The sequence below is a fragment of the Bradyrhizobium sp. 2S1 genome (genome assembly GCF_011516625.5).
Lineage (GTDB): Bacteria > Pseudomonadota > Alphaproteobacteria > Rhizobiales > Xanthobacteraceae > Bradyrhizobium > Bradyrhizobium septentrionale.
Window position 1 is genome coordinate 6,181,253 of sequence record NZ_CP147717.1, and the last position, 23,535, is coordinate 6,204,787.

At 67.5% G+C, this 23,535-nt stretch carries 1 protein-coding gene (running past one end of the window); it reads left to right on the forward strand.

Features of this window, described 5'->3' with window-relative positions:
• Window positions 1-23,535, forward strand: the 5' end (the start) of a protein-coding gene (locus HAP54_RS29395) for a non-ribosomal peptide synthase/polyketide synthase (RefSeq protein ID WP_248114553.1). It continues 47,859 nt past the right edge of the window; the window shows 23,535 of its 71,394 coding nt (coding positions 1-23,535); it begins with the start codon at window positions 1-3; the stop codon falls past the right edge of the window.

The window sequence follows — 23,535 nt, forward strand, 5'->3', positions numbered from 1 at the left end:
ATGGGAATTACCATCGACCTTGATAATGATTTCGTAGAGGCGCGCACGGCGGTCGCGGCAGAATTCGCTCAGCTGAATGAGCAGGATACCTTTGCGCGGGATCTTATTGCGCGATGCCCGACGTTGCGCGGTGTGGAGGCGCTACGATTGCGCCGTCCCTGGCCGGTTGGCGTTACGGTTACGGTAAATGGCGGATCTGCCACTGGTGATCTAGCTTCGAGCCCGATTTCTGAGGCGGCCCTGGCTGGTGAGGCGCTAACGTTTGAGGTTTGCGCTCTGGATGGGAGCTTCCGATGGCACTTTGATGCAAGTCGCCTGGAGCCCAATCAGATCGAGCGTATGACACAGCATTTGCAGAATTTGTTGTGTGCTGTGAAGGCTGATGCGCAGCAGCCGGTGGGGCGGGTTGAACTCTTGTCATCCTCTGAGCGGGCGTATGTGTTGGAGGCGCTGAACCGGACGGCGGTGACGTATCCTGAGCAGCAGTGCATCCATGAGCTGTTCGAGGCCCAGGTGCGCCGTGCGCCGGATGCGGTGGCGGTGGTGTGCGCGGAGGAGCGCGTCAGCTATGGCGAGCTCAATGCGCGGGCCAACCAGCTGGCGCATCATCTGATCGCAATTGGGGTGACGCCGGACCAGCCGGTGGCGATCTGCCTACAGCGCAGTCCGATGATGGTGGTGGGGCTGTTGGCGATCCTGAAGGCGGGTGGGGCCTATCTGCCGCTGGACCCGGCCTATCCGAGCGCGCGGCTGCGCCAGGTGCTTGCGGATGCGGCGCCGTCGCTGCTGCTGGCCGATGCGGCGGGACGATCGGCGCTGGGCGCCGATGCGCTACGCGATCTGACGGTAGTGGATCTGGCGGCGGCGAGCCCGGCCTGGGCGGCGCTGCCGGCCACCGATCCCGACCCGTGCGCGCTCGGCCTGACCTCGCGCCATCTGGCCTATGTGATCTACACCTCCGGATCCACCGGAACGCCCAAGGGCGTCATGGCCGAGCATCGGAGCCTGGTGCGTCTAGTGGCGGGGAACGACTTCGTCGAGATCTCGCCGCAGGACGTCTTTCTCAACGCATCCTCGCCGACATTCGACGCGACCACGTTCGAGCTCTGGGGAGCCTTAGCAAACGGTGCGAGTGTTGTGCTCTATCCTGAACGCTACCTCTCGACAGCAACGCTGGCCCAGATCATCCAAGATCAAGGCATCACCATCGCCTGGATGACTGCCCGGTTGTTCGATACCTATACCGCAGAGGGGCGCGGCACTGATCGGCTGCAGCAACTGCTGGTCGGAGGCGAAGAGGTCTCCGTCACTTCCGTTAGAGCATGCCAGAAGCGACATCCGACGCTGCGGATCTCAAATGCCTACGGCCCGACAGAGAACACCACCTTCAGTCTCTGCTATCCGGTGCCTGCTGGCTTTGATGGAGCCATTGTCCCGATTGGCCGTCCGATCGCGAACACGCGGGTGTACCTGCTGGACGGTCATGGTGCGCCGGTTCCGTTTGGCGCGGCGGGTGAGCTTTACATTGGCGGGGCGGGGGTGGCGCGCGGCTATCTGAACCGGCCGGAGCTGACGGCGGAGCGGTTCATCGCCAGCCCGTTTGTGGACGGCGACCGGCTGTACCGCACTGGCGATCTGGCGCGCTACCTGCCGGACGGCAATCTTGAGTTTTTGGGCCGCAACGACGACCAGGTGAAGATCCGCGGCTTCCGGATCGAGCCGGGGGAGATTGCGGCGCGGCTCATCGAGCATGCCTGGGTGCGCGATGCGGTGGTGGTGGCGCAGCAGGATGGCGCCGGCGAGAAGCGGCTGGTGGCCTATGTGGTGTGCGCGCCTGAAGCTCGATCGGATGAGCCGGATGGCGCTGGCGCTGAGCTGGCCGCGACGTTGCGGGCGCATGTGGGCGCGCACCTGCCGGACTACATGGTGCCGGCGGCGTTCGTGCGGCTGGCGGCGCTGCCGCTGACGGTGAACGGCAAGCTCGACCGCCAGGCGCTGCCGGCACCTGCGGATGAGGCGTATGCGCATCGCGCTTACGCGCCGCCGCAGGGCGAGATCGAGACGGCGCTGGCGCAGATCTGGGCCGAGCTTCTCGGTGTGGAGCGGGTCGGACGCCACGACCACTTCTTCGAACTGGGCGGCCACTCGCTCTTGGCGGTGCAGTTCTTGAGCCGGCTGTCGCAGGCGCTGGGTGTAGCGCTGCCGCTGGCGGCGCTGTTTGCCAAACCGGTGCTGGCCGATCTGGCGACGAACATTGTCGAGATGTTGAGCCGCTGCGGTCCGCAAGACCTGCCGGCGATTGTCGGCGTGTCGCGTGATGAACCGCTTGTGCTGTCGTTTGCGCAGCAGCGGCTGTGGTTTTTGGCGCAGCTGGATCAGGATAGCACGAGCTATCACGTGCCGCTGGCCTTGCGGCTGCGCGGCGTGCTCGACCGCCGCGCCTGGCGGCGCAGCCTTGACCGTGTGTTGGCGCGTCATGAGGCGCTGCGTAGCGTCTTTGTCGCGCCGGAGGGCAAGCCCTGGGTTGAGGTGCTGCCGCCGGATGCGGGGCTGCCGGTGCTCGAGCACGATCTGCGGGACAGGCCGGATGCGGACGCGGCGCTTTTGGATCTGTGCCGGGAAGAGGCGCGCACGCCGTTTGATCTGGCGCGCGGGCCGCTGATCCGGGGCCGCCTGATCCGCACCTCGGATGGGGAGCACGTGTTCCTGCTGACCCAGCATCACATTGTCTCCGATGGCTGGTCGCTGGGCGTCTTGGTGCGCGAACTCAGTCAGCTGTACCGGGCGTTCGTAGCTGGGCAGGACGATCCGCTGCCGCCGCTTGCGATCCAGTATCCGGACTATGCCGCCTGGCAGCGGCAGTGGCTGTCGGGGGAACGGCTGCAGCGCCAGGCGCAGTATTGGCGCAACAATCTATCTGGCGCGCCGGCCCGTCTGGCGCTGCCGACAGATCGGCCTCGGCCGGCAGAGCAGTCGTTTGCCGGGGCCAACCTGCCTGTCGTGATCGATGCGGATCTGACGCGGGATCTGAAGCGGCTGAGCCGGCAGCATGGCACGACCTTGTTCATGACGGTGTTGGCGGCGTGGGCGGCGGTGCTGTTGCGTCTGTCGGGGCAGGACGACATTGTGATCGGGGTGCCGAGCGCCAATCGAGGTCGGTGCGAGCTCGAAGGGTTGATCGGGTTCTTCGTCAACGCCCTGGCGCTTCGCCTCGACCTGTCGGGCGCGCCGAGCGTGGCGGAGCTGTTGGAGCGGACGCGGCGCACGGCCTTGGGAGCACAGGAGCATCAGGACCTGCCGTTTGAGCAGGTGGTGGAGATCGTGCAGCCGCCACGGCATCTTGATCACACCCCGCTGTTCCAGGTGATGCTGGCCTGGCAGAACAACGCCATCCCGTCCTTCGACCTTCCCGGGCTGCTGGTGGAGGCTGCGGGGCAGGGGTTCGATCAGGTCAAGTTCGATCTGGAGCTGAACCTTTGCGAACATGGCGAGGTGATCGCCGGGACGCTGGGTTATGCCACGGCGCTGTTTGATCAGGCGACGATCGAGCGACAGCGGGGGTATCTGCTGGCGCTGCTGCGGGCGATGGTTGCCGATGCGCAGCAAGAGGTCGGGCGGATTGAGCTGCTGCCCCCTGACGAGCGGGCGTACCTGTTGGAGGCGCTGAACCGGACGGCGGTGACGTATCCTGAGCAGCAGTGCATCCATGAGCTGTTCGAGGCCCAGGTGCGCCGTGCGCCGGATGCGGTGGCGGTGGTGTGCGCGGAGGAGCGCGTCAGCTATGGCGAGCTCAATGCGCGGGCCAACCAGCTGGCGCATCATCTGATCGCAATTGGGGTGACGCCGGACCAGCCGGTGGCGATCTGCCTGCAGCGCAGTCCGATGATGGTGGTGGGGCTGTTGGCGATCCTGAAGGCGGGTGGGGCCTATCTGCCGCTGGACCCGGCCTATCCGAGCGCGCGGCTGCGCCAGGTGCTTGCGGATGCGGCGCCGTCGCTGCTGCTGGCCGATGCGGCGGGACGATCGGCGCTGGGCGCCGATGCGCTACGCGATCTGACGGTAGTGGATCTGGCGGCGGCGAGCCCGGCCTGGGCGGCGCTGCCGGCCACCGATCCCGACCCGTGCGCGCTCGGCCTGACCTCGCGCCATCTGGCCTATGTGATCTACACCTCCGGATCCACCGGAACGCCCAAGGGCGTCATGATTGAGCATGCGAGCACCGTGAACCTGCTGCATTGGAGCAGCGGCGTGTTTGCGGAGGAGACCAGCCGCATGCTGTTCTCCACCTCGATCAGTTTTGATCTGTCGATCTATGAGTGCTTCGTTCCGCTGTCACAAGGAAGCACGCTTTATCTTGTCGAAAGTGCGTTGACGCTGGGGCAGACGTCCTTGGATGTCTCCTTGATCAACACAGTCCCCTCGGCGATCGCCGCTCTGGTCGATAACAAAGCCGTGCCGCCCTCGACAAGGGTCATCAATTTGGCGGGCGAGCGGCTGCAGGCAGGCCTCATAGAGAAGGCTTTCGAGAGCAGTCGGGTCGAGAAGATCTGCAATCTGTACGCGCCTTCGGAAACCACGACGTACTCGACCTGGATTTGCATGCGACGGGGAGAGACTGTCGTCGAGACGATTGGCCGTCCGATTGCGAACACGCGGGTGTACCTGCTGGACGGTCATGGTGCGCCGGTTCCGTTTGGCGCGGTCGGGGAGCTTTACATTGGCGGGGCGGGGGTGGCGCGCGGCTATCTGAACCGGCCGGAGCTGACGGCGGAGCGGTTCATCGCCAGCCCGTTTGTGGACGGCGACCGGCTGTACCGCACTGGCGATCTGGCGCGCTACCTGCCGGACGGCAATCTTGAGTTTTTGGGCCGCAACGACGACCAGGTGAAGATCCGCGGCTTCCGGATCGAGCCGGGGGAGATTGCGGCGCGGCTCATCGAGCATGCCTGGGTGCGCGATGCGGTGGTGGTGGCGCAGCAGGATGGCGCCGGCGAGAAGCGGCTGGTGGCCTATGTGGTGTGCGCGCCTGAAGCTCGATCGGATGAGCCGGATGGCGCTGGCGCTGAGCTGGCCGCGACGTTGCGGGCGCATGTGGGCGCGCACCTGCCGGACTACATGGTGCCGGCGGCGTTCGTGCGGCTGGCGGCGCTGCCGCTGACGGTGAACGGCAAGCTCGACCGCCAGGCGCTGCCGGCACCTGCGGATGAGGCGTATGCGCATCGCGCTTACGCGCCGCCGCAGGGCGAGATCGAGACGGCGCTGGCGCAGATCTGGGCCGAGCTTCTCGGTGTGGAGCGGGTCGGACGCCACGACCACTTCTTCGAACTGGGCGGCCACTCGCTCTTGGCGGTGCAGCTGATGGAGCGGCTGCGGCGGCGGTCGCTGGGGGTCGAGGTGCGGACCTTGTTTGCAAAGCCCGTGCTGGCGGATCTGGCCGCGAGCCTCGGCAGTCATCACGAGGTGGCGGTCCCGGCCAACCTGATCAGCGAACAGAGTGCGGCGATCAGGCCAGAGATGCTGCCGCTGATCGAGCTGACGCAGGACGAGATCGCGCGGATCGTCGTCACGGTGCCGGGCGGCGTCGGCAACATCCAGGACATTTATGGCTTGTCGCCGCTGCAGGACGGCATCCTGTTCCATCATCTGTTGGCGACAAAGGGCGATCCGTACCTGCTGGTCTCGCAGATGGCGTTTGCCGATCGTGACCTGCTCGAGCGCTATCTTGCCGCGGTTCAGCGGGTGGTGGGTCGGCACGATATCCTGAGGACGTCGTTTGTCTGGGAAGGGCTGTCGCGCCCGGCCCAGGTGGTGTGGCGGAACGCGCCGCTGGAGGTGAGCGAGGTCGAGCTGGACGGGTCTGGTGGTCCTGGCGCCGCGCAGCTTAAGGATCGGTTTGATCCGCGCCGGCAGCGCATCGAGCTTGGCCGGGCGCCCTTGTTGCGGTTTGTGATTGCGCGCGAGCCCGGCAGTGCGCGCTGGCTGCTGCTGGAGCTGCAGCATCATCTGATCGGGGATCACACCACGCTGGAGGTGATGCATGCCGAGGTCCGGGCCGTGCTGGAGGGACGCGAGCATGAGCTGGCAGCCCCGCAGCCGTTCCGCAACCTGGTGGCGGCGGCACGGCTTGGCGTGGGTGCAGAGGCGCATGAAGAGTTCTTCCGGACGATGCTGGGGGACATCGCTGAGCCGACCACGCCGTTTGGGCTGAGCGAGGTCCACGGCGAGGGCCGCGGGGCTCATGAGGCGCGGCGCATGCTGCCGCAGGCGCTCAACGCGCGATTGCGCAGCCAGGCGCGGCGGCTGGGGGTGAGCCTGGCGAGCCTGTGCCATCTGGCCTGGGGGCAGGTGGTGGCGCGCAGCAGCGACCGCGAGCAGGTGGTGTTCGGCACGGTGCTGTTCGGCCGCATGCATGGCGGGGCGGGTGGCGACCGCGCGATGGGTCTGTTCATCAACACGCTGCCGCTGCGGCTTGACCTGGACGGGACCGGGGTCGAGGCGAGCGTGCGGACCACCCACGCGCGGCTGGCCGAGCTGCTCGCACATGAGCATGCCTCGCTGGCGCTGGCGCAACGCTGCAGCGGCGTTGCGGCGCCGGCGCCGCTGTTCAGCGCGCTGTTGAACTACCGCCACAACACGCCGGCGGCGATCTCCGCCTCCGCAGCCGATGATGCGCTGTCCGGCGTGGAATGGCTGGGCGGGGAGGAGCGCACCAACTATCCGCTGATCTTGTCGGTGGAGGATTTTGGCGAGGCACTCGGGCTGACGGCGCAGGTGGCGGAGGGCGTCTCAGCGGATCGGGTCTGCGGCTACATGCAGCACACGCTCGCGCAACTGGCGGAGGCGCTGGAGCGGGCGCCGACCACGCCGGTGCGGGAGCTGGACATCCTGCCCCCTGACGAGCGGGCGTACCTGTTGGAGGCGCTGAACCGGACGGCGGTGACGTATCCTGAGCAGCAGTGCATCCATGAGCTGTTCGAGGCCCAGGTGCGCCGTGCGCCGGATGCGGTGGCGGTGGTGTGCGCGGAGGAGCGCGTCAGCTATGGCGAGCTCAATGCGCGGGCCAACCAGCTGGCGCATCATCTGATCGCAATTGGGGTGACGCCGGACCAGCCGGTGGCGATCTGCCTGCAGCGCAGTCCGATGATGGTGGTGGGGCTGTTGGCGATCCTGAAGGCGGGTGGGGCCTATCTGCCGCTGGACCCGGCCTATCCGAGCGCGCGGCTGCGCCAGGTGCTTGCGGATGCGGCGCCGTCGCTGCTGCTGGCCGATGCGGCGGGACGATCGGCGCTGGGCGCCGATGCGCTACGCGATCTGACGGTAGTGGATCTGGCGGCGGCGAGCCCGGCCTGGGCGGCGCTGCCGGCCACCGATCCCGACCCGTGCGCGCTCGGCCTGACCTCGCGCCATCTGGCCTATGTGATCTACACCTCGGGCTCGTCAGGCACCCCCAAGGGCGTCATGGTCGAGCATCGGAGCCTGGTCAATCTTGTCGCATGGCATGTGCAAACGTTTTGTCCGCAACCAGAAGCCTGCTGCGCACTCGTGGCTGGAGTGGCATTCGATGCCAGCACCTGGGAGCTATGGTCTGCGTTATGCAACCGCAGCACATTGCAGCTGCCGCCCAAAGCGACAGCTGCAGATTCCTTGCGTCTGCTGCAATGGTGGCGAGATCAATCGCTGGACGTTGCCTTTTTGATCACGCCACTGGCTACACTCGCGCTGGAAGATAAGCTCATCAACTCCAGATTGGAGTACTTGCTTGTTGGCGGGGAACGTCTCCAGCGTGTGCCTGGGCCTCTGTCGCCTCTGAAGCTAATCAACAACTATGGGCCTACTGAAGCTACGGTCGTGGCGACCTCAGGACGGCTCTTCAGCGACAACGCTGTGCCGCATATCGGCCGTCCGATCGCGAACACGCGGGTGTACCTGCTGGACGGTCATGGTGCGCCGGTTCCGTTTGGCGCGGTCGGGGAGCTTTACATTGGCGGGGCGGGGGTGGCGCGCGGCTATCTGAACCGGCCGGAGCTGACGGCGGAGCGGTTCATCGCCAGCCCGTTTGTGGACGGCGACCGGCTGTACCGCACTGGCGATCTGGCGCGCTACCTGCCGGACGGCAATCTTGAGTTTTTGGGCCGCAACGACGACCAGGTGAAGATCCGCGGCTTCCGGATCGAGCCGGGGGAGATTGCGGCGCGGCTCATCGAGCATGCCTGGGTGCGCGATGCGGTGGTGGTGGCGCAGCAGGATGGCGCCGGCGAGAAGCGGCTGGTGGCCTATGTGGTGTGCGCGCCTGAAGCTCGATCGGATGAGCCGGATGGCGCTGGCGCTGAGCTGGCCGCGACGTTGCGGGCGCATGTGGGCGCGCACCTGCCGGACTACATGGTGCCGGCGGCGTTCGTGCGGCTGGCGGCGCTGCCGCTGACGGTGAACGGCAAGCTCGACCGCCAGGCGCTGCCGGCACCTGCGGATGAGGCGTATGCGCATCGCGCTTACGCGCCGCCGCAGGGCGAGATCGAGACGGCGCTGGCGCAGATCTGGGCCGAGCTTCTCGGTGTGGAGCGGGTCGGACGCCACGACCACTTCTTCGAACTGGGCGGCCACTCGCTCTTGGCGGTGCAGCTGATGGAGCGGCTGCGGCGGCGGTCGCTGGGGGTCGAGGTGCGGACCTTGTTTGCAAAGCCCGTGCTGGCGGATCTGGCCGCGAGCCTCGGCAGTCATCACGAGGTGGCGGTCCCGGCCAACCTGATCAGCGAACAGAGTGCGGCGATCAGGCCAGAGATGCTGCCGCTGATCGAGCTGACGCAGGACGAGATCGCGCGGATCGTCGTCACGGTGCCGGGCGGCGTCGGCAACATCCAGGACATTTATGGCTTGTCGCCGCTGCAGGACGGCATCCTGTTCCATCATCTGTTGGCGACAAAGGGCGATCCGTACCTGCTGGTCTCGCAGATGGCGTTTGCCGATCGTGACCTGCTCGAGCGCTATCTTGCCGCGGTTCAGCGGGTGGTGGGTCGGCACGATATCCTGAGGACGTCGTTTGTCTGGGAAGGGCTGTCGCGCCCGGCCCAGGTGGTGTGGCGGAACGCGCCGCTGGAGGTGAGCGAGGTCGAGCTGGACGGGTCTGGTGGTCCTGGCGCCGCGCAGCTTAAGGATCGGTTTGATCCGCGCCGGCAGCGCATCGAGCTTGGCCGGGCGCCCTTGTTGCGGTTTGTGATTGCGCGCGAGCCCGGCAGTGCGCGCTGGCTGCTGCTGGAGCTGCAGCATCATCTGATCGGGGATCACACCACGCTGGAGGTGATGCATGCCGAGGTCCGGGCCGTGCTGGAGGGACGCGAGCATGAGCTGGCAGCCCCGCAGCCGTTCCGCAACCTGGTGGCGGCGGCACGGCTTGGCGTGGGTGCAGAGGCGCATGAAGAGTTCTTCCGGACGATGCTGGGGGACATCGCTGAGCCGACCACGCCGTTTGGGCTGAGCGAGGTCCACGGCGAGGGCCGCGGGGCTCATGAGGCGCGGCGCATGCTGCCGCAGGCGCTCAACGCGCGATTGCGCAGCCAGGCGCGGCGGCTGGGGGTGAGCCTGGCGAGCCTGTGCCATCTGGCCTGGGGGCAGGTGGTGGCGCGCAGCAGCGACCGCGAGCAGGTGGTGTTCGGCACGGTGCTGTTCGGCCGCATGCATGGCGGGGCGGGTGGCGACCGCGCGATGGGTCTGTTCATCAACACGCTGCCGCTGCGGCTTGACCTGGACGGGACCGGGGTCGAGGCGAGCGTGCGGACCACCCACGCGCGGCTGGCCGAGCTGCTCGCACATGAGCATGCCTCGCTGGCGCTGGCGCAACGCTGCAGCGGCGTTGCGGCGCCGGCGCCGCTGTTCAGCGCGCTGTTGAACTACCGCCACAACACGCCGGCGGCGATCTCCGCCTCCGCAGCCGATGATGCGCTGTCCGGCGTGGAATGGCTGGGCGGGGAGGAGCGCACCAACTATCCGCTGATCTTGTCGGTGGAGGATTTTGGCGAGGCACTCGGGCTGACGGCGCAGGTGGCGGAGGGCGTCTCAGCGGATCGGGTCTGCGGCTACATGCAGCACACGCTCGCGCAACTGGCGGAGGCGCTGGAGCGGGCGCCGACCACGCCGGTGCGGGAGCTGGACATCCTGCCCCCTGACGAGCGGGCGTACCTGTTGGAGGCGCTGAACCGGACGGCGGTGACGTATCCTGAGCAGCAGTGCATCCATGAGCTGTTCGAGGCCCAGGTGCGCCGTGCGCCGGATGCGGTGGCGGTGGTGTGCGCGGAGGAGCGCGTCAGCTATGGCGAGCTCAATGCGCGGGCCAACCAGCTGGCGCATCATCTGATCGCAATTGGGGTGACGCCGGACCAGCCGGTGGCGATCTGCCTGCAGCGCAGTCCGATGATGGTGGTGGGGCTGTTGGCGATCCTGAAGGCGGGTGGGGCCTATCTGCCGCTGGACCCGGCCTATCCGAGCGCGCGGCTGCGCCAGGTGCTTGCGGATGCGGCGCCGTCGCTGCTGCTGGCCGATGCGGCGGGACGATCGGCGCTGGGCGCCGATGCGCTACGCGATCTGACGGTAGTGGATCTGGCGGCGGCGAGCCCGGCCTGGGCGGCGCTGCCGGCCACCGATCCCGACCCGTGCGCGCTCGGCCTGACCTCGCGCCATCTGGCCTATGTGATCTACACCTCCGGATCCACCGGAACGCCCAAGGGCGTCATGATTGAGCATGCGAGCACCGTGAACCTGCTGCATTGGAGCAGCGGCGTGTTTGCGGAGGAGACCAGCCGCATGCTGTTCTCCACCTCGATCAGTTTTGATCTGTCGATCTATGAGTGCTTCGTTCCGCTGTCACAAGGAAGCACGCTTTATCTTGTCGAAAGTGCGTTGACGCTGGGGCAGACGTCCTTGGATGTCTCCTTGATCAACACAGTCCCCTCGGCGATCGCCGCTCTGGTCGATAACAAAGCCGTGCCGCCCTCGACAAGGGTCATCAATTTGGCGGGCGAGCGGCTGCAGGCAGGCCTCATAGAGAAGGCTTTCGAGAGCAGTCGGGTCGAGAAGATCTGCAATCTGTACGCGCCTTCGGAAACCACGACGTACTCGACCTGGATTTGCATGCGACGGGGAGAGACTGTCGTCGAGACGATTGGCCGTCCGATTGCGAACACGCGGGTGTACCTGCTGGACGGTCATGGTGCGCCGGTTCCGTTTGGCGCGGCGGGTGAGCTTTACATTGGCGGGGCGGGGGTGGCGCGCGGCTATCTGAACCGGCCGGAGCTGACGGCGGAGCGGTTCATCGCCAGCCCGTTTGTGGACGGCGACCGGCTGTACCGCACTGGCGATCTGGCGCGCTACCTGCCGGACGGCAATCTTGAGTTTTTGGGCCGCAACGACGACCAGGTGAAGATCCGCGGCTTCCGGATCGAGCCGGGGGAGATTGCGGCGCGGCTCATCGAGCATGCCTGGGTGCGCGATGCGGTGGTGGTGGCGCAGCAGGATGGCGCCGGCGAGAAGCGGCTGGTGGCCTATGTGGTGTGCGCGCCTGAAGCTCGATCGGATGAGCCGGATGGCGCTGGCGCTGAGCTGGCCGCGACGTTGCGGGCGCATGTGGGCGCGCACCTGCCGGACTACATGGTGCCGGCGGCGTTCGTGCGGCTGGCGGCGCTGCCGCTGACGGTGAACGGCAAGCTCGACCGCCAGGCGCTGCCGGCACCTGCGGATGAGGCGTATGCGCATCGCGCTTACGCGCCGCCGCAGGGCGAGATCGAGACGGCGCTGGCGCAGATCTGGGCCGAGCTTCTCGGTGTGGAGCGGGTCGGACGCCACGACCACTTCTTCGAACTGGGCGGCCACTCGCTCTTGGCGGTGCAGTTCTTGAGCCGGCTGTCGCAGGCGCTGGGTGTAGCGCTGCCGCTGGCGGCGCTGTTTGCCAAACCGGTGCTGGCCGATCTGGCGACGAACATTGTCGAGATGTTGAGCCGCTGCGGTCCGCAAGACCTGCCGGCGATTGTCGGCGTGTCGCGTGATGAACCGCTTGTGCTGTCGTTTGCGCAGCAGCGGCTGTGGTTTTTGGCGCAGCTGGATCAGGATAGCACGAGCTATCACGTGCCGCTGGCCTTGCGGCTGCGCGGCGTGCTCGACCGCCGCGCCTGGCGGCGCAGCCTTGACCGTGTGTTGGCGCGTCATGAGGCGCTGCGTAGCGTCTTTGTCGCGCCGGAGGGCAAGCCCTGGGTTGAGGTGCTGCCGCCGGATGCGGGGCTGCCGGTGCTCGAGCACGATCTGCGGGACAGGCCGGATGCGGACGCGGCGCTTTTGGATCTGTGCCGGGAAGAGGCGCGCACGCCGTTTGATCTGGCGCGCGGGCCGCTGATCCGGGGCCGCCTGATCCGCACCTCGGATGGGGAGCACGTGTTCCTGCTGACCCAGCATCACATTGTCTCCGATGGCTGGTCGCTGGGCGTCTTGGTGCGCGAACTCAGTCAGCTGTACCGGGCGTTCGTAGCTGGGCAGGACGATCCGCTGCCGCCGCTTGCGATCCAGTATCCGGACTATGCCGCCTGGCAGCGGCAGTGGCTGTCGGGGGAACGGCTGCAGCGCCAGGCGCAGTATTGGCGCAACAATCTATCTGGCGCGCCGGCCCGTCTGGCGCTGCCGACAGATCGGCCTCGGCCGGCAGAGCAGTCGTTTGCCGGGGCCAACCTGCCTGTCGTGATCGATGCGGATCTGACGCGGGATCTGAAGCGGCTGAGCCGGCAGCATGGCACGACCTTGTTCATGACGGTGTTGGCGGCGTGGGCGGCGGTGCTGTTGCGTCTGTCGGGGCAGGACGACATTGTGATCGGGGTGCCGAGCGCCAATCGAGGTCGGTGCGAGCTCGAAGGGTTGATCGGGTTCTTCGTCAACGCCCTGGCGCTTCGCCTCGACCTGTCGGGCGCGCCGAGCGTGGCGGAGCTGTTGGAGCGGACGCGGCGCACGGCCTTGGGAGCACAGGAGCATCAGGACCTGCCGTTTGAGCAGGTGGTGGAGATCGTGCAGCCGCCACGGCATCTTGATCACACCCCGCTGTTCCAGGTGATGCTGGCCTGGCAGAACAACGCCATCCCGTCCTTCGACCTTCCCGGGCTGCTGGTGGAGGCTGCGGGGCAGGGGTTCGATCAGGTCAAGTTCGATCTGGAGCTGAACCTTTGCGAACATGGCGAGGTGATCGCCGGGACGCTGGGTTATGCCACGGCGCTGTTTGATCAGGCGACGATCGAGCGACAGCGGGGGTATCTGCTGGCGCTGCTGCGGGCGATGGTTGCCGATGCGCAGCAAGAGGTCGGGCGGATTGAGCTGCTGCCCCCTGACGAGCGGGCGTACCTGTTGGAGGCGCTGAACCGGACGGCGGTGACGTATCCTGAGCAGCAGTGCATCCATGAGCTGTTCGAGGCCCAGGTGCGCCGTGCGCCGGATGCGGTGGCGGTGGTGTGCGCGGAGGAGCGCGTCAGCTATGGCGAGCTCAATGCGCGGGCCAACCAGCTGGCGCATCATCTGATCGCAATTGGGGTGACGCCGGACCAGCCGGTGGCGATCTGCCTGCAGCGCAGTCCGATGATGGTGGTGGGGCTGTTGGCGATCCTGAAGGCGGGTGGGGCCTATCTGCCGCTGGACCCGGCCTATCCGAGCGCGCGGCTGCGCCAGGTGCTTGCGGATGCGGCGCCGTCGCTGCTGCTGGCCGATGCGGCGGGACGATCGGCGCTGGGCGCCGATGCGCTACGCGATCTGACGGTAGTGGATCTGGCGGCGGCGAGCCCGGCCTGGGCGGCGCTGCCGGCCACCGATCCCGACCCGTGCGCGCTCGGCCTGACCTCGCGCCATCTGGCCTATGTGATCTACACCTCGGGCTCGTCAGGCACCCCCAAGGGCGTCATGGTCGAGCATCGGAGCCTGGTCAATCTTGTCGCATGGCATGTGCAAACGTTTTGTCCGCAACCAGAAGCCTGCTGCGCACTCGTGGCTGGAGTGGCATTCGATGCCAGCACCTGGGAGCTATGGTCTGCGTTATGCAACCGCAGCACATTGCAGCTGCCGCCCAAAGCGACAGCTGCAGATTCCTTGCGTCTGCTGCAATGGTGGCGAGATCAATCGCTGGACGTTGCCTTTTTGATCACGCCACTGGCTACACTCGCGCTGGAAGATAAGCTCATCAACTCCAGATTGGAGTACTTGCTTGTTGGCGGGGAACGTCTCCAGCGTGTGCCTGGGCCTCTGTCGCCTCTGAAGCTAATCAACAACTATGGGCCTACTGAAGCTACGGTCGTGGCGACCTCAGGACGGCTCTTCAGCGACAACGCTGTGCCGCATATCGGCCGTCCGATCGCGAACACGCGGGTGTACCTGCTGGACGGTCATGGTGCGCCGGTTCCGTTTGGCGCGGTCGGGGAGCTTTACATTGGCGGGGCGGGGGTGGCGCGCGGCTATCTGAACCGGCCGGAGCTGACGGCGGAGCGGTTCATCGCCAGCCCGTTTGTGGACGGCGACCGGCTGTACCGCACTGGCGATCTGGCGCGCTACCTGCCGGACGGCAATCTTGAGTTTTTGGGCCGCAACGACGACCAGGTGAAGATCCGCGGCTTCCGGATCGAGCCGGGGGAGATTGCGGCGCGGCTCATCGAGCATGCCTGGGTGCGCGATGCGGTGGTGGTGGCGCAGCAGGATGGCGCCGGCGAGAAGCGGCTGGTGGCCTATGTGGTGTGCGCGCCTGAAGCTCGATCGGATGAGCCGGATGGCGCTGGCGCTGAGCTGGCCGCGACGTTGCGGGCGCATGTGGGCGCGCACCTGCCGGACTACATGGTGCCGGCGGCGTTCGTGCGGCTGGCGGCGCTGCCGCTGACGGTGAACGGCAAGCTCGACCGCCAGGCGCTGCCGGCACCTGCGGATGAGGCGTATGCGCATCGCGCTTACGCGCCGCCGCAGGGCGAGATCGAGACGGCGCTGGCGCAGATCTGGGCCGAGCTTCTCGGTGTGGAGCGGGTCGGACGCCACGACCACTTCTTCGAACTGGGCGGCCACTCGCTCTTGGCGGTGCAGCTGATGGAGCGGCTGCGGCGGCGGTCGCTGGGGGTCGAGGTGCGGACCTTGTTTGCAAAGCCCGTGCTGGCGGATCTGGCCGCGAGCCTCGGCAGTCATCACGAGGTGGCGGTCCCGGCCAACCTGATCAGCGAACAGAGTGCGGCGATCAGGCCAGAGATGCTGCCGCTGATCGAGCTGACGCAGGACGAGATCGCGCGGATCGTCGTCACGGTGCCGGGCGGCGTCGGCAACATCCAGGACATTTATGGCTTGTCGCCGCTGCAGGACGGCATCCTGTTCCATCATCTGTTGGCGACAAAGGGCGATCCGTACCTGCTGGTCTCGCAGATGGCGTTTGCCGATCGTGACCTGCTCGAGCGCTATCTTGCCGCGGTTCAGCGGGTGGTGGGTCGGCACGATATCCTGAGGACGTCGTTTGTCTGGGAAGGGCTGTCGCGCCCGGCCCAGGTGGTGTGGCGGAACGCGCCGCTGGAGGTGAGCGAGGTCGAGCTGGACGGGTCTGGTGGTCCTGGCGCCGCGCAGCTTAAGGATCGGTTTGATCCGCGCCGGCAGCGCATCGAGCTTGGCCGGGCGCCCTTGTTGCGGTTTGTGATTGCGCGCGAGCCCGGCAGTGCGCGCTGGCTGCTGCTGGAGCTGCAGCATCATCTGATCGGGGATCACACCACGCTGGAGGTGATGCATGCCGAGGTCCGGGCCGTGCTGGAGGGACGCGAGCATGAGCTGGCAGCCCCGCAGCCGTTCCGCAACCTGGTGGCGGCGGCACGGCTTGGCGTGGGTGCAGAGGCGCATGAAGAGTTCTTCCGGACGATGCTGGGGGACATCGCTGAGCCGACCACGCCGTTTGGGCTGAGCGAGGTCCACGGCGAGGGCCGCGGGGCTCATGAGGCGCGGCGCATGCTGCCGCAGGCGCTCAACGCGCGATTGCGCAGCCAGGCGCGGCGGCTGGGGGTGAGCCTGGCGAGCCTGTGCCATCTGGCCTGGGGGCAGGTGGTGGCGCGCAGCAGCGACCGCGAGCAGGTGGTGTTCGGCACGGTGCTGTTCGGCCGCATGCATGGCGGGGCGGGTGGCGACCGCGCGATGGGTCTGTTCATCAACACGCTGCCGCTGCGGCTTGACCTGGACGGGACCGGGGTCGAGGCGAGCGTGCGGACCACCCACGCGCGGCTGGCCGAGCTGCTCGCACATGAGCATGCCTCGCTGGCGCTGGCGCAACGCTGCAGCGGCGTTGCGGCGCCGGCGCCGCTGTTCAGCGCGCTGTTGAACTACCGCCACAACACGCCGGCGGCGATCTCCGCCTCCGCAGCCGATGATGCGCTGTCCGGCGTGGAATGGCTGGGCGGGGAGGAGCGCACCAACTATCCGCTGATCTTGTCGGTGGAGGATTTTGGCGAGGCACTCGGGCTGACGGCGCAGGTGGCGGAGGGCGTCTCAGCGGATCGGGTCTGCGGCTACATGCAGCACACGCTCGCGCAACTGGCGGAGGCGCTGGAGCGGGCGCCGACCACGCCGGTGCGGGAGCTGGACATCCTGCCCCCTGACGAGCGGGCGTACCTGTTGGAGGCGCTGAACCGGACGGCGGTGACGTATCCTGAGCAGCAGTGCATCCATGAGCTGTTCGAGGCCCAGGTGCGCCGTGCGCCGGATGCGGTGGCGGTGGTGTGCGCGGAGGAGCGCGTCAGCTATGGCGAGCTCAATGCGCGGGCCAACCAGCTGGCGCATCATCTGATCGCAATTGGGGTGACGCCGGACCAGCCGGTGGCGATCTGCCTACAGCGCAGTCCGATGATGGTGGTGGGGCTGTTGGCGATCCTGAAGGCGGGTGGGGCCTATCTGCCGCTGGACCCGGCCTATCCGAGCGCGCGGCTGCGCCAGGTGCTTGCGGATGCGGCGCCGTCGCTGCTGCTGGCCGATGCGGCGGGACGATCGGCGCTGGGCGCCGATGCGCTACGCGATCTGACGGTAGTGGATCTGGCGGCGGCGAGCCCGGCCTGGGCGGCGCTGCCGGCCACCGATCCCGACCCGTGCGCGCTCGGCCTGACCTCGCGCCATCTGGCCTATGTGATCTACACCTCGGGCTCGTCAGGCACCCCCAAGGGCGTCATGGCCGAGCATCGGAGCCTGGTGCGTCTAGTGGCGGGGAACGACTTCGTCGAGATCTCGCCGCAGGACGTCTTTCTCAACGCATCCTCGCCGACATTCGACGCGACCACGTTCGAGCTCTGGGGAGCCTTAGCAAACGGTGCGAGTGTTGTGCTCTATCCTGAACGCTACCTCTCGACAGCAACGCTGGCCCAGATCATCCAAGATCAAGGCATCACCATCGCCTGGATGACTGCCCGGTTGTTCGATACCTATACCGCAGAGGGGCGCGGCACTGATCGGCTGCAGCAACTGCTGGTCGGAGGCGAAGAGGTCTCCGTCACTTCCGTTAGAGCATGCCAGAAGCGACATCCGACGCTGCGGATCTCAAATGCCTACGGCCCGACAGAGAACACCACCTTCAGTCTCTGCTATCCGGTGCCTGCTGGCTTTGATGGAGCCATTGTCCCGATTGGCCGTCCGATTGCGAACACGCGGGTGTACCTGCTGGACGGTCATGGTGCGCCGGTTCCGTTTGGCGCGGCGGGTGAGCTTTACATTGGCGGGGCGGGGGTGGCGCGCGGCTATCTGAACCGGCCGGAGCTGACGGCGGAGCGGTTCATCGCCAGCCCGTTTGTGGACGGCGACCGGCTGTACCGCACTGGCGATCTGGCGCGCTACCTGCCGGACGGCAATCTTGAGTTTTTGGGCCGCAACGACGACCAGGTGAAGATCCGCGGCTTCCGGATCGAGCCGGGGGAGATTGCGGCGCGGCTCATCGAGCATGCCTGGGTGCGCGATGCGGTGGTGGTGGCGCAGCAGGATGGCGCCGGCGAGAAGCGGCTGGTGGCCTATGTGGTGTGCGCGCCTGAAGCTCGATCGGATGAGCCGGATGGCGCTGGCGCTGAGCTGGCCGCGACGTTGCGGGCGCATGTGGGCGCGCACCTGCCGGACTACATGGTGCCGGCGGCGTTCGTGCGGCTGGCGGCGCTGCCGCTGACGGTGAACGGCAAGCTCGACCGCCAGGCGCTGCCGGCACCTGCGGATGAGGCGTATGCGCATCGCGCTTACGCGCCGCCGCAGGGCGAGATCGAGACGGCGCTGGCGCAGATCTGGGCCGAGCTTCTCGGTGTGGAGCGGGTCGGACGCCACGACCACTTCTTCGAACTGGGCGGCCACTCGCTCTTGGCGGTGCAGCTGATGGAGCGGCTGCGGCGGCGGTCGCTGGGGGTCGAGGTGCGGACCTTGTTTGCAAAGCCCGTGCTGGCGGATCTGGCCGCGAGCCTCGGCAGTCATCACGAGGTGGCGGTCCCGGCCAACCTGATCAGCGAACAGAGTGCGGCGATCAGGCCAGAGATGCTGCCGCTGATCGAGCTGACGCAGGACGAGATCGCGCGGATCGTCGTCACGGTGCCGGGCGGCGTCGGCAACATCCAGGACATTTATGGCTTGTCGCCGCTGCAGGACGGCATCCTGTTCCATCATCTGTTGGCGACAAAGGGCGATCCGTACCTGCTGGTCTCGCAGATGGCGTTTGCCGATCGTGACCTGCTCGAGCGCTATCTTGCCGCGGTTCAGCGGGTGGTGGGTCGGCACGATATCCTGAGGACGTCGTTTGTCTGGGAAGGGCTGTCGCGCCCGGCCCAGGTGGTGTGGCGGAACGCGCCGCTGGAGGTGAGCGAGGTCGAGCTGGACGGGTCTGGTGGTCCTGGCGCCGCGCAGCTTAAGGATCGGTTTGATCCGCGCCGGCAGCGCATCGAGCTTGGCCGGGCGCCCTTGTTGCGGTTTGTGATTGCGCGCGAGCCCGGCAGTGCGCGCTGGCTGCTGCTGGAGCTGCAGCATCATCTGATCGGGGATCACACCACGCTGGAGGTGATGCATGCCGAGGTCCGGGCCGTGCTGGAGGGACGCGAGCATGAGCTGGCAGCCCCGCAGCCGTTCCGCAACCTGGTGGCGGCGGCACGGCTTGGCGTGGGTGCAGAGGCGCATGAAGAGTTCTTCCGGACGATGCTGGGGGACATCGCTGAGCCGACCACGCCGTTTGGGCTGAGCGAGGTCCACGGCGAGGGCCGCGGGGCTCATGAGGCGCGGCGCATGCTGCCGCAGGCGCTCAACGCGCGATTGCGCAGCCAGGCGCGGCGGCTGGGGGTGAGCCTGGCGAGCCTGTGCCATCTGGCCTGGGGGCAGGTGGTGGCGCGCAGCAGCGACCGCGAGCAGGTGGTGTTCGGCACGGTGCTGTTCGGCCGCATGCATGGCGGGGCGGGTGGCGACCGCGCGATGGGTCTGTTCATCAACACGCTGCCGCTGCGGCTTGACCTGGACGGGACCGGGGTCGAGGCGAGCGTGCGGACCACCCACGCGCGGCTGGCCGAGCTGCTCGCACATGAGCATGCCTCGCTGGCGCTGGCGCAACGCTGCAGCGGCGTTGCGGCGCCGGCGCCGCTGTTCAGCGCGCTGTTGAACTACCGCCACAACACGCCGGCGGCGATCTCCGCCTCCGCAGCCGATGATGCGCTGTCCGGCGTGGAATGGCTGGGCGGGGAGGAGCGCACCAACTATCCGCTGATCTTGTCGGTGGAGGATTTTGGCGAGGCACTCGGGCTGACGGCGCAGGTGGCGGAGGGCGTCTCAGCGGATCGGGTCTGCGGCTACATGCAGCACACGCTCGCGCAACTGGCGGAGGCGCTGGAGCGGGCGCCGACCACGCCGGTGCGGGAGCTGGACATCCTGCCCCCTGACGAGCGGGCGTACCTGTTGGAGGCGCTGAACCGGACGGCGGTGACGTATCCTGAGCAGCAGTGCATCCATGAGCTGTTCGAGGCCCAGGTGCGCCGTGCGCCGGATGCGGTGGCGGTGGTGTGCGCGGAGGAGCGCGTCAGCTATGGCGAGCTCAATGCGCGGGCCAACCAGCTGGCGCATCATCTGATCGCAATTGGGGTGACGCCGGACCAGCCGGTGGCGATCTGCCTACAGCGCAGTCCGATGATGGTGGTGGGGCTGTTGGCGATCCTGAAGGCGGGTGGGGCCTATCTGCCGCTGGACCCGGCCTATCCGAGCGCGCGGCTGCGCCAGGTGCTTGCGGATGCGGCGCCGTCGCTGCTGCTGGCCGATGCGGCGGGACGATCGGCGCTGGGCGCCGATGCGCTACGCGATCTGACGGTAGTGGATCTGGCGGCGGCGAGCCCGGCCTGGGCGGCGCTGCCGGCCACCGATCCCGACCCGTGCGCGCTCGGCCTGACCTCGCGCCATCTGGCCTATGTGATCTACACCTCCGGATCCACCGGAACGCCCAAGGGCGTCATGATTGAGCATGCGAGCACCGTGAACCTGCTGCATTGGAGCAGCGGCGTGTTTGCGGAGGAGACCAGCCGCATGCTGTTCTCCACCTCGATCAGTTTTGATCTGTCGATCTATGAGTGCTTCGTTCCGCTGTCACAAGGAAGCACGCTTTATCTTGTCGAAAGTGCGTTGACGCTGGGGCAGACGTCCTTGGATGTCTCCTTGATCAACACAGTCCCCTCGGCGATCGCCGCTCTGGTCGATAACAAAGCCGTGCCGCCCTCGACAAGGGTCATCAATTTGGCGGGCGAGCGGCTGCAGGCAGGCCTCATAGAGAAGGCTTTCGAGAGCAGTCGGGTCGAGAAGATCTGCAATCTGTACGCGCCTTCGGAAACCACGACGTACTCGACCTGGATTTGCATGCGACGGGGAGAGACTGTCGTCGAGACGATTGGCCGTCCGATTGCGAACACGCGGGTGTACCTGCTGGACGGTCATGGTGCGCCGGTTCCGTTTGGCGCGGTCGGGGAGCTTTACATTGGCGGGGCGGGGGTGGCGCGCGGCTATCTGAACCGGCCGGAGCTGACGGCGGAGCGGTTCATCGCCAGCCCGTTTGTGGACGGCGACCGGCTGTACCGCACTGGCGATCTGGCGCGCTACCTGCCGGACGGCAATCTTGAGTTTTTGGGCCGCAACGACGACCAGGTGAAGATCCGCGGCTTCCGGATCGAGCCGGGGGAGATTGCGGCGCGGCTCATCGAGCATGCCTGGGTGCGCGATGCGGTGGTGGTGGCGCAGCAGGATGGCGCCGGCGAGAAGCGGCTGGTGGCCTATGTGGTGTGCGCGCCTGAAGCTCGATCGGATGAGCCGGATGGCGCTGGCGCTGAGCTGGCCGCGACGTTGCGGGCGCATGTGGGCGCGCACCTGCCGGACTACATGGTGCCGGCGGCGTTCGTGCGGCTGGCGGCGCTGCCGCTGACGGTGAACGGCAAGCTCGACCGCCAGGCGCTGCCGGCACCTGCGGATGAGGCGTATGCGCATCGCGCTTACGCGCCGCCGCAGGGCGAGATCGAGACGGCGCTGGCGCAGATTTGGGCCGAGCTTCTCGGTGTGGAGCGGGTCGGACGCCACGACCACTTCTTCGAACTGGGCGGCCACTCGCTCTTGGCGGTGCAGCTGATGGAGCGGCTGCGGCGGCGGTCGCTGGGGGGCGAGGTGCGGACCTTGTTTGCAAAGCCCGTGCTGGCGGATCTGGCCGCGAGCCTCGGCAGTCATCACGAGGTGGCGGTCCCGGCCAACCTGATCAGCGAACAGAGTGCGGCGATCAGGCCAGAGATGCTGCCGCTGATCGAGCTGACGCAGGACGAGATCGCGCGGATCGTCGTCACGGTGCCGGGCGGCGTCGGCAACATCCAGGACATTTATGGCTTGTCGCCGCTGCAGGACGGCATCCTGTTCCATCATCTGTTGGCGACAAAGGGCGATCCGTACCTGCTGGTCTCGCAGATGGCGTTTGCCGATCGTGACCTGCTCGAGCGCTATCTTGCCGCGGTTCAGCGGGTGGTGGGTCGGCACGATATCCTGAGGACGTCGTTTGTCTGGGAAGGGCTGTCGCGCCCGGCCCAGGTGGTGTGGCGGAACGCGCCGCTGGAGGTGAGCGAGGTCGAGCTGGACGGGTCTGGTGGTCCTGGCGCCGCGCAGCTTAAGGATCGGTTTGATCCGCGCCGGCAGCGCATCGAGCTTGGCCGGGCGCCCTTGTTGCGGTTTGTGATTGCGCGCGAGCCCGGCAGTGCGCGCTGGCTGCTGCTGGAGCTGCAGCATCATCTGATCGGGGATCACACCACGCTGGAGGTGATGCATGCCGAGGTCCGGGCCGTGCTGGAGGGACGCGAGCATGAGCTGGCAGCCCCGCAGCCGTTCCGCAACCTGGTGGCGGCGGCACGGCTTGGCGTGGGTGCAGAGGCGCATGAAGAGTTCTTCCGGACGATGCTGGGGGACATCGCTGAGCCGACCACGCCGTTTGGGCTGAGCGAGGTCCACGGCGAGGGCCGCGGGGCTCATGAGGCGCGGCGCATGCTGCCGCAGGCGCTCAACGCGCGATTGCGCAGCCAGGCGCGGCGGCTGGGGGTGAGCCTGGCGAGCCTGTGCCATCTGGCCTGGGGGCAGGTGGTGGCGCGCAGCAGCGACCGCGAGCAGGTGGTGTTCGGCACGGTGCTGTTCGGCCGCATGCATGGCGGGGCGGGTGGCGACCGCGCGATGGGTCTGTTCATCAACACGCTGCCGCTGCGGCTTGACCTGGACGGGACCGGGGTCGAGGCGAGCGTGCGGACCACCCACGCGCGGCTGGCCGAGCTGCTCGCACATGAGCATGCCTCGCTGGCGCTGGCGCAACGCTGCAGCGGCGTTGCGGCGCCGGCGCCGCTGTTCAGCGCGCTGTTGAACTACCGCCACAACACGCCGGCGGCGATCTCCGCCTCCGCAGCCGATGATGCGCTGTCCGGCGTGGAATGGCTGGGCGGGGAGGAGCGCACCAACTATCCGCTGATCTTGTCGGTGGAGGATTTTGGCGAGGCACTCGGGCTGACGGCGCAGGTGGCGGAGGGCGTCTCAGCGGATCGGGTCTGCGGCTACATGCAGCACACGCTCGCGCAACTGGCGGAGGCGCTGGAGCGGGCGCCGACCACGCCGGTGCGGGAGCTGGACATCCTGCCCCCTGACGAGCGGGCGTACCTGTTGGAGGCGCTGAACCGGACGGCGGTGACGTATCCTGAGCAGCAGTGCATCCATGAGCTGTTCGAGGCCCAGGTGCGCCGTGCGCCGGATGCGGTGGCGGTGGTGTGCGCGGAGGAGCGCGTCAGCTATGGCGAGCTCAATGCGCGGGCCAACCAGCTGGCGCATCATCTGATCGCAATTGGGGTGACGCCGGACCAGCCGGTGGCGATCTGCCTACAGCGCAGTCCGATGATGGTGGTGGGGCTGTTGGCGATCCTGAAGGCGGGTGGGGCCTATCTGCCGCTGGACCCGGCCTATCCGAGCGCGCGGCTGCGCCAGGTGCTTGCGGATGCGGCGCCGTCGCTGCTGCTGGCCGATGCGGCGGGA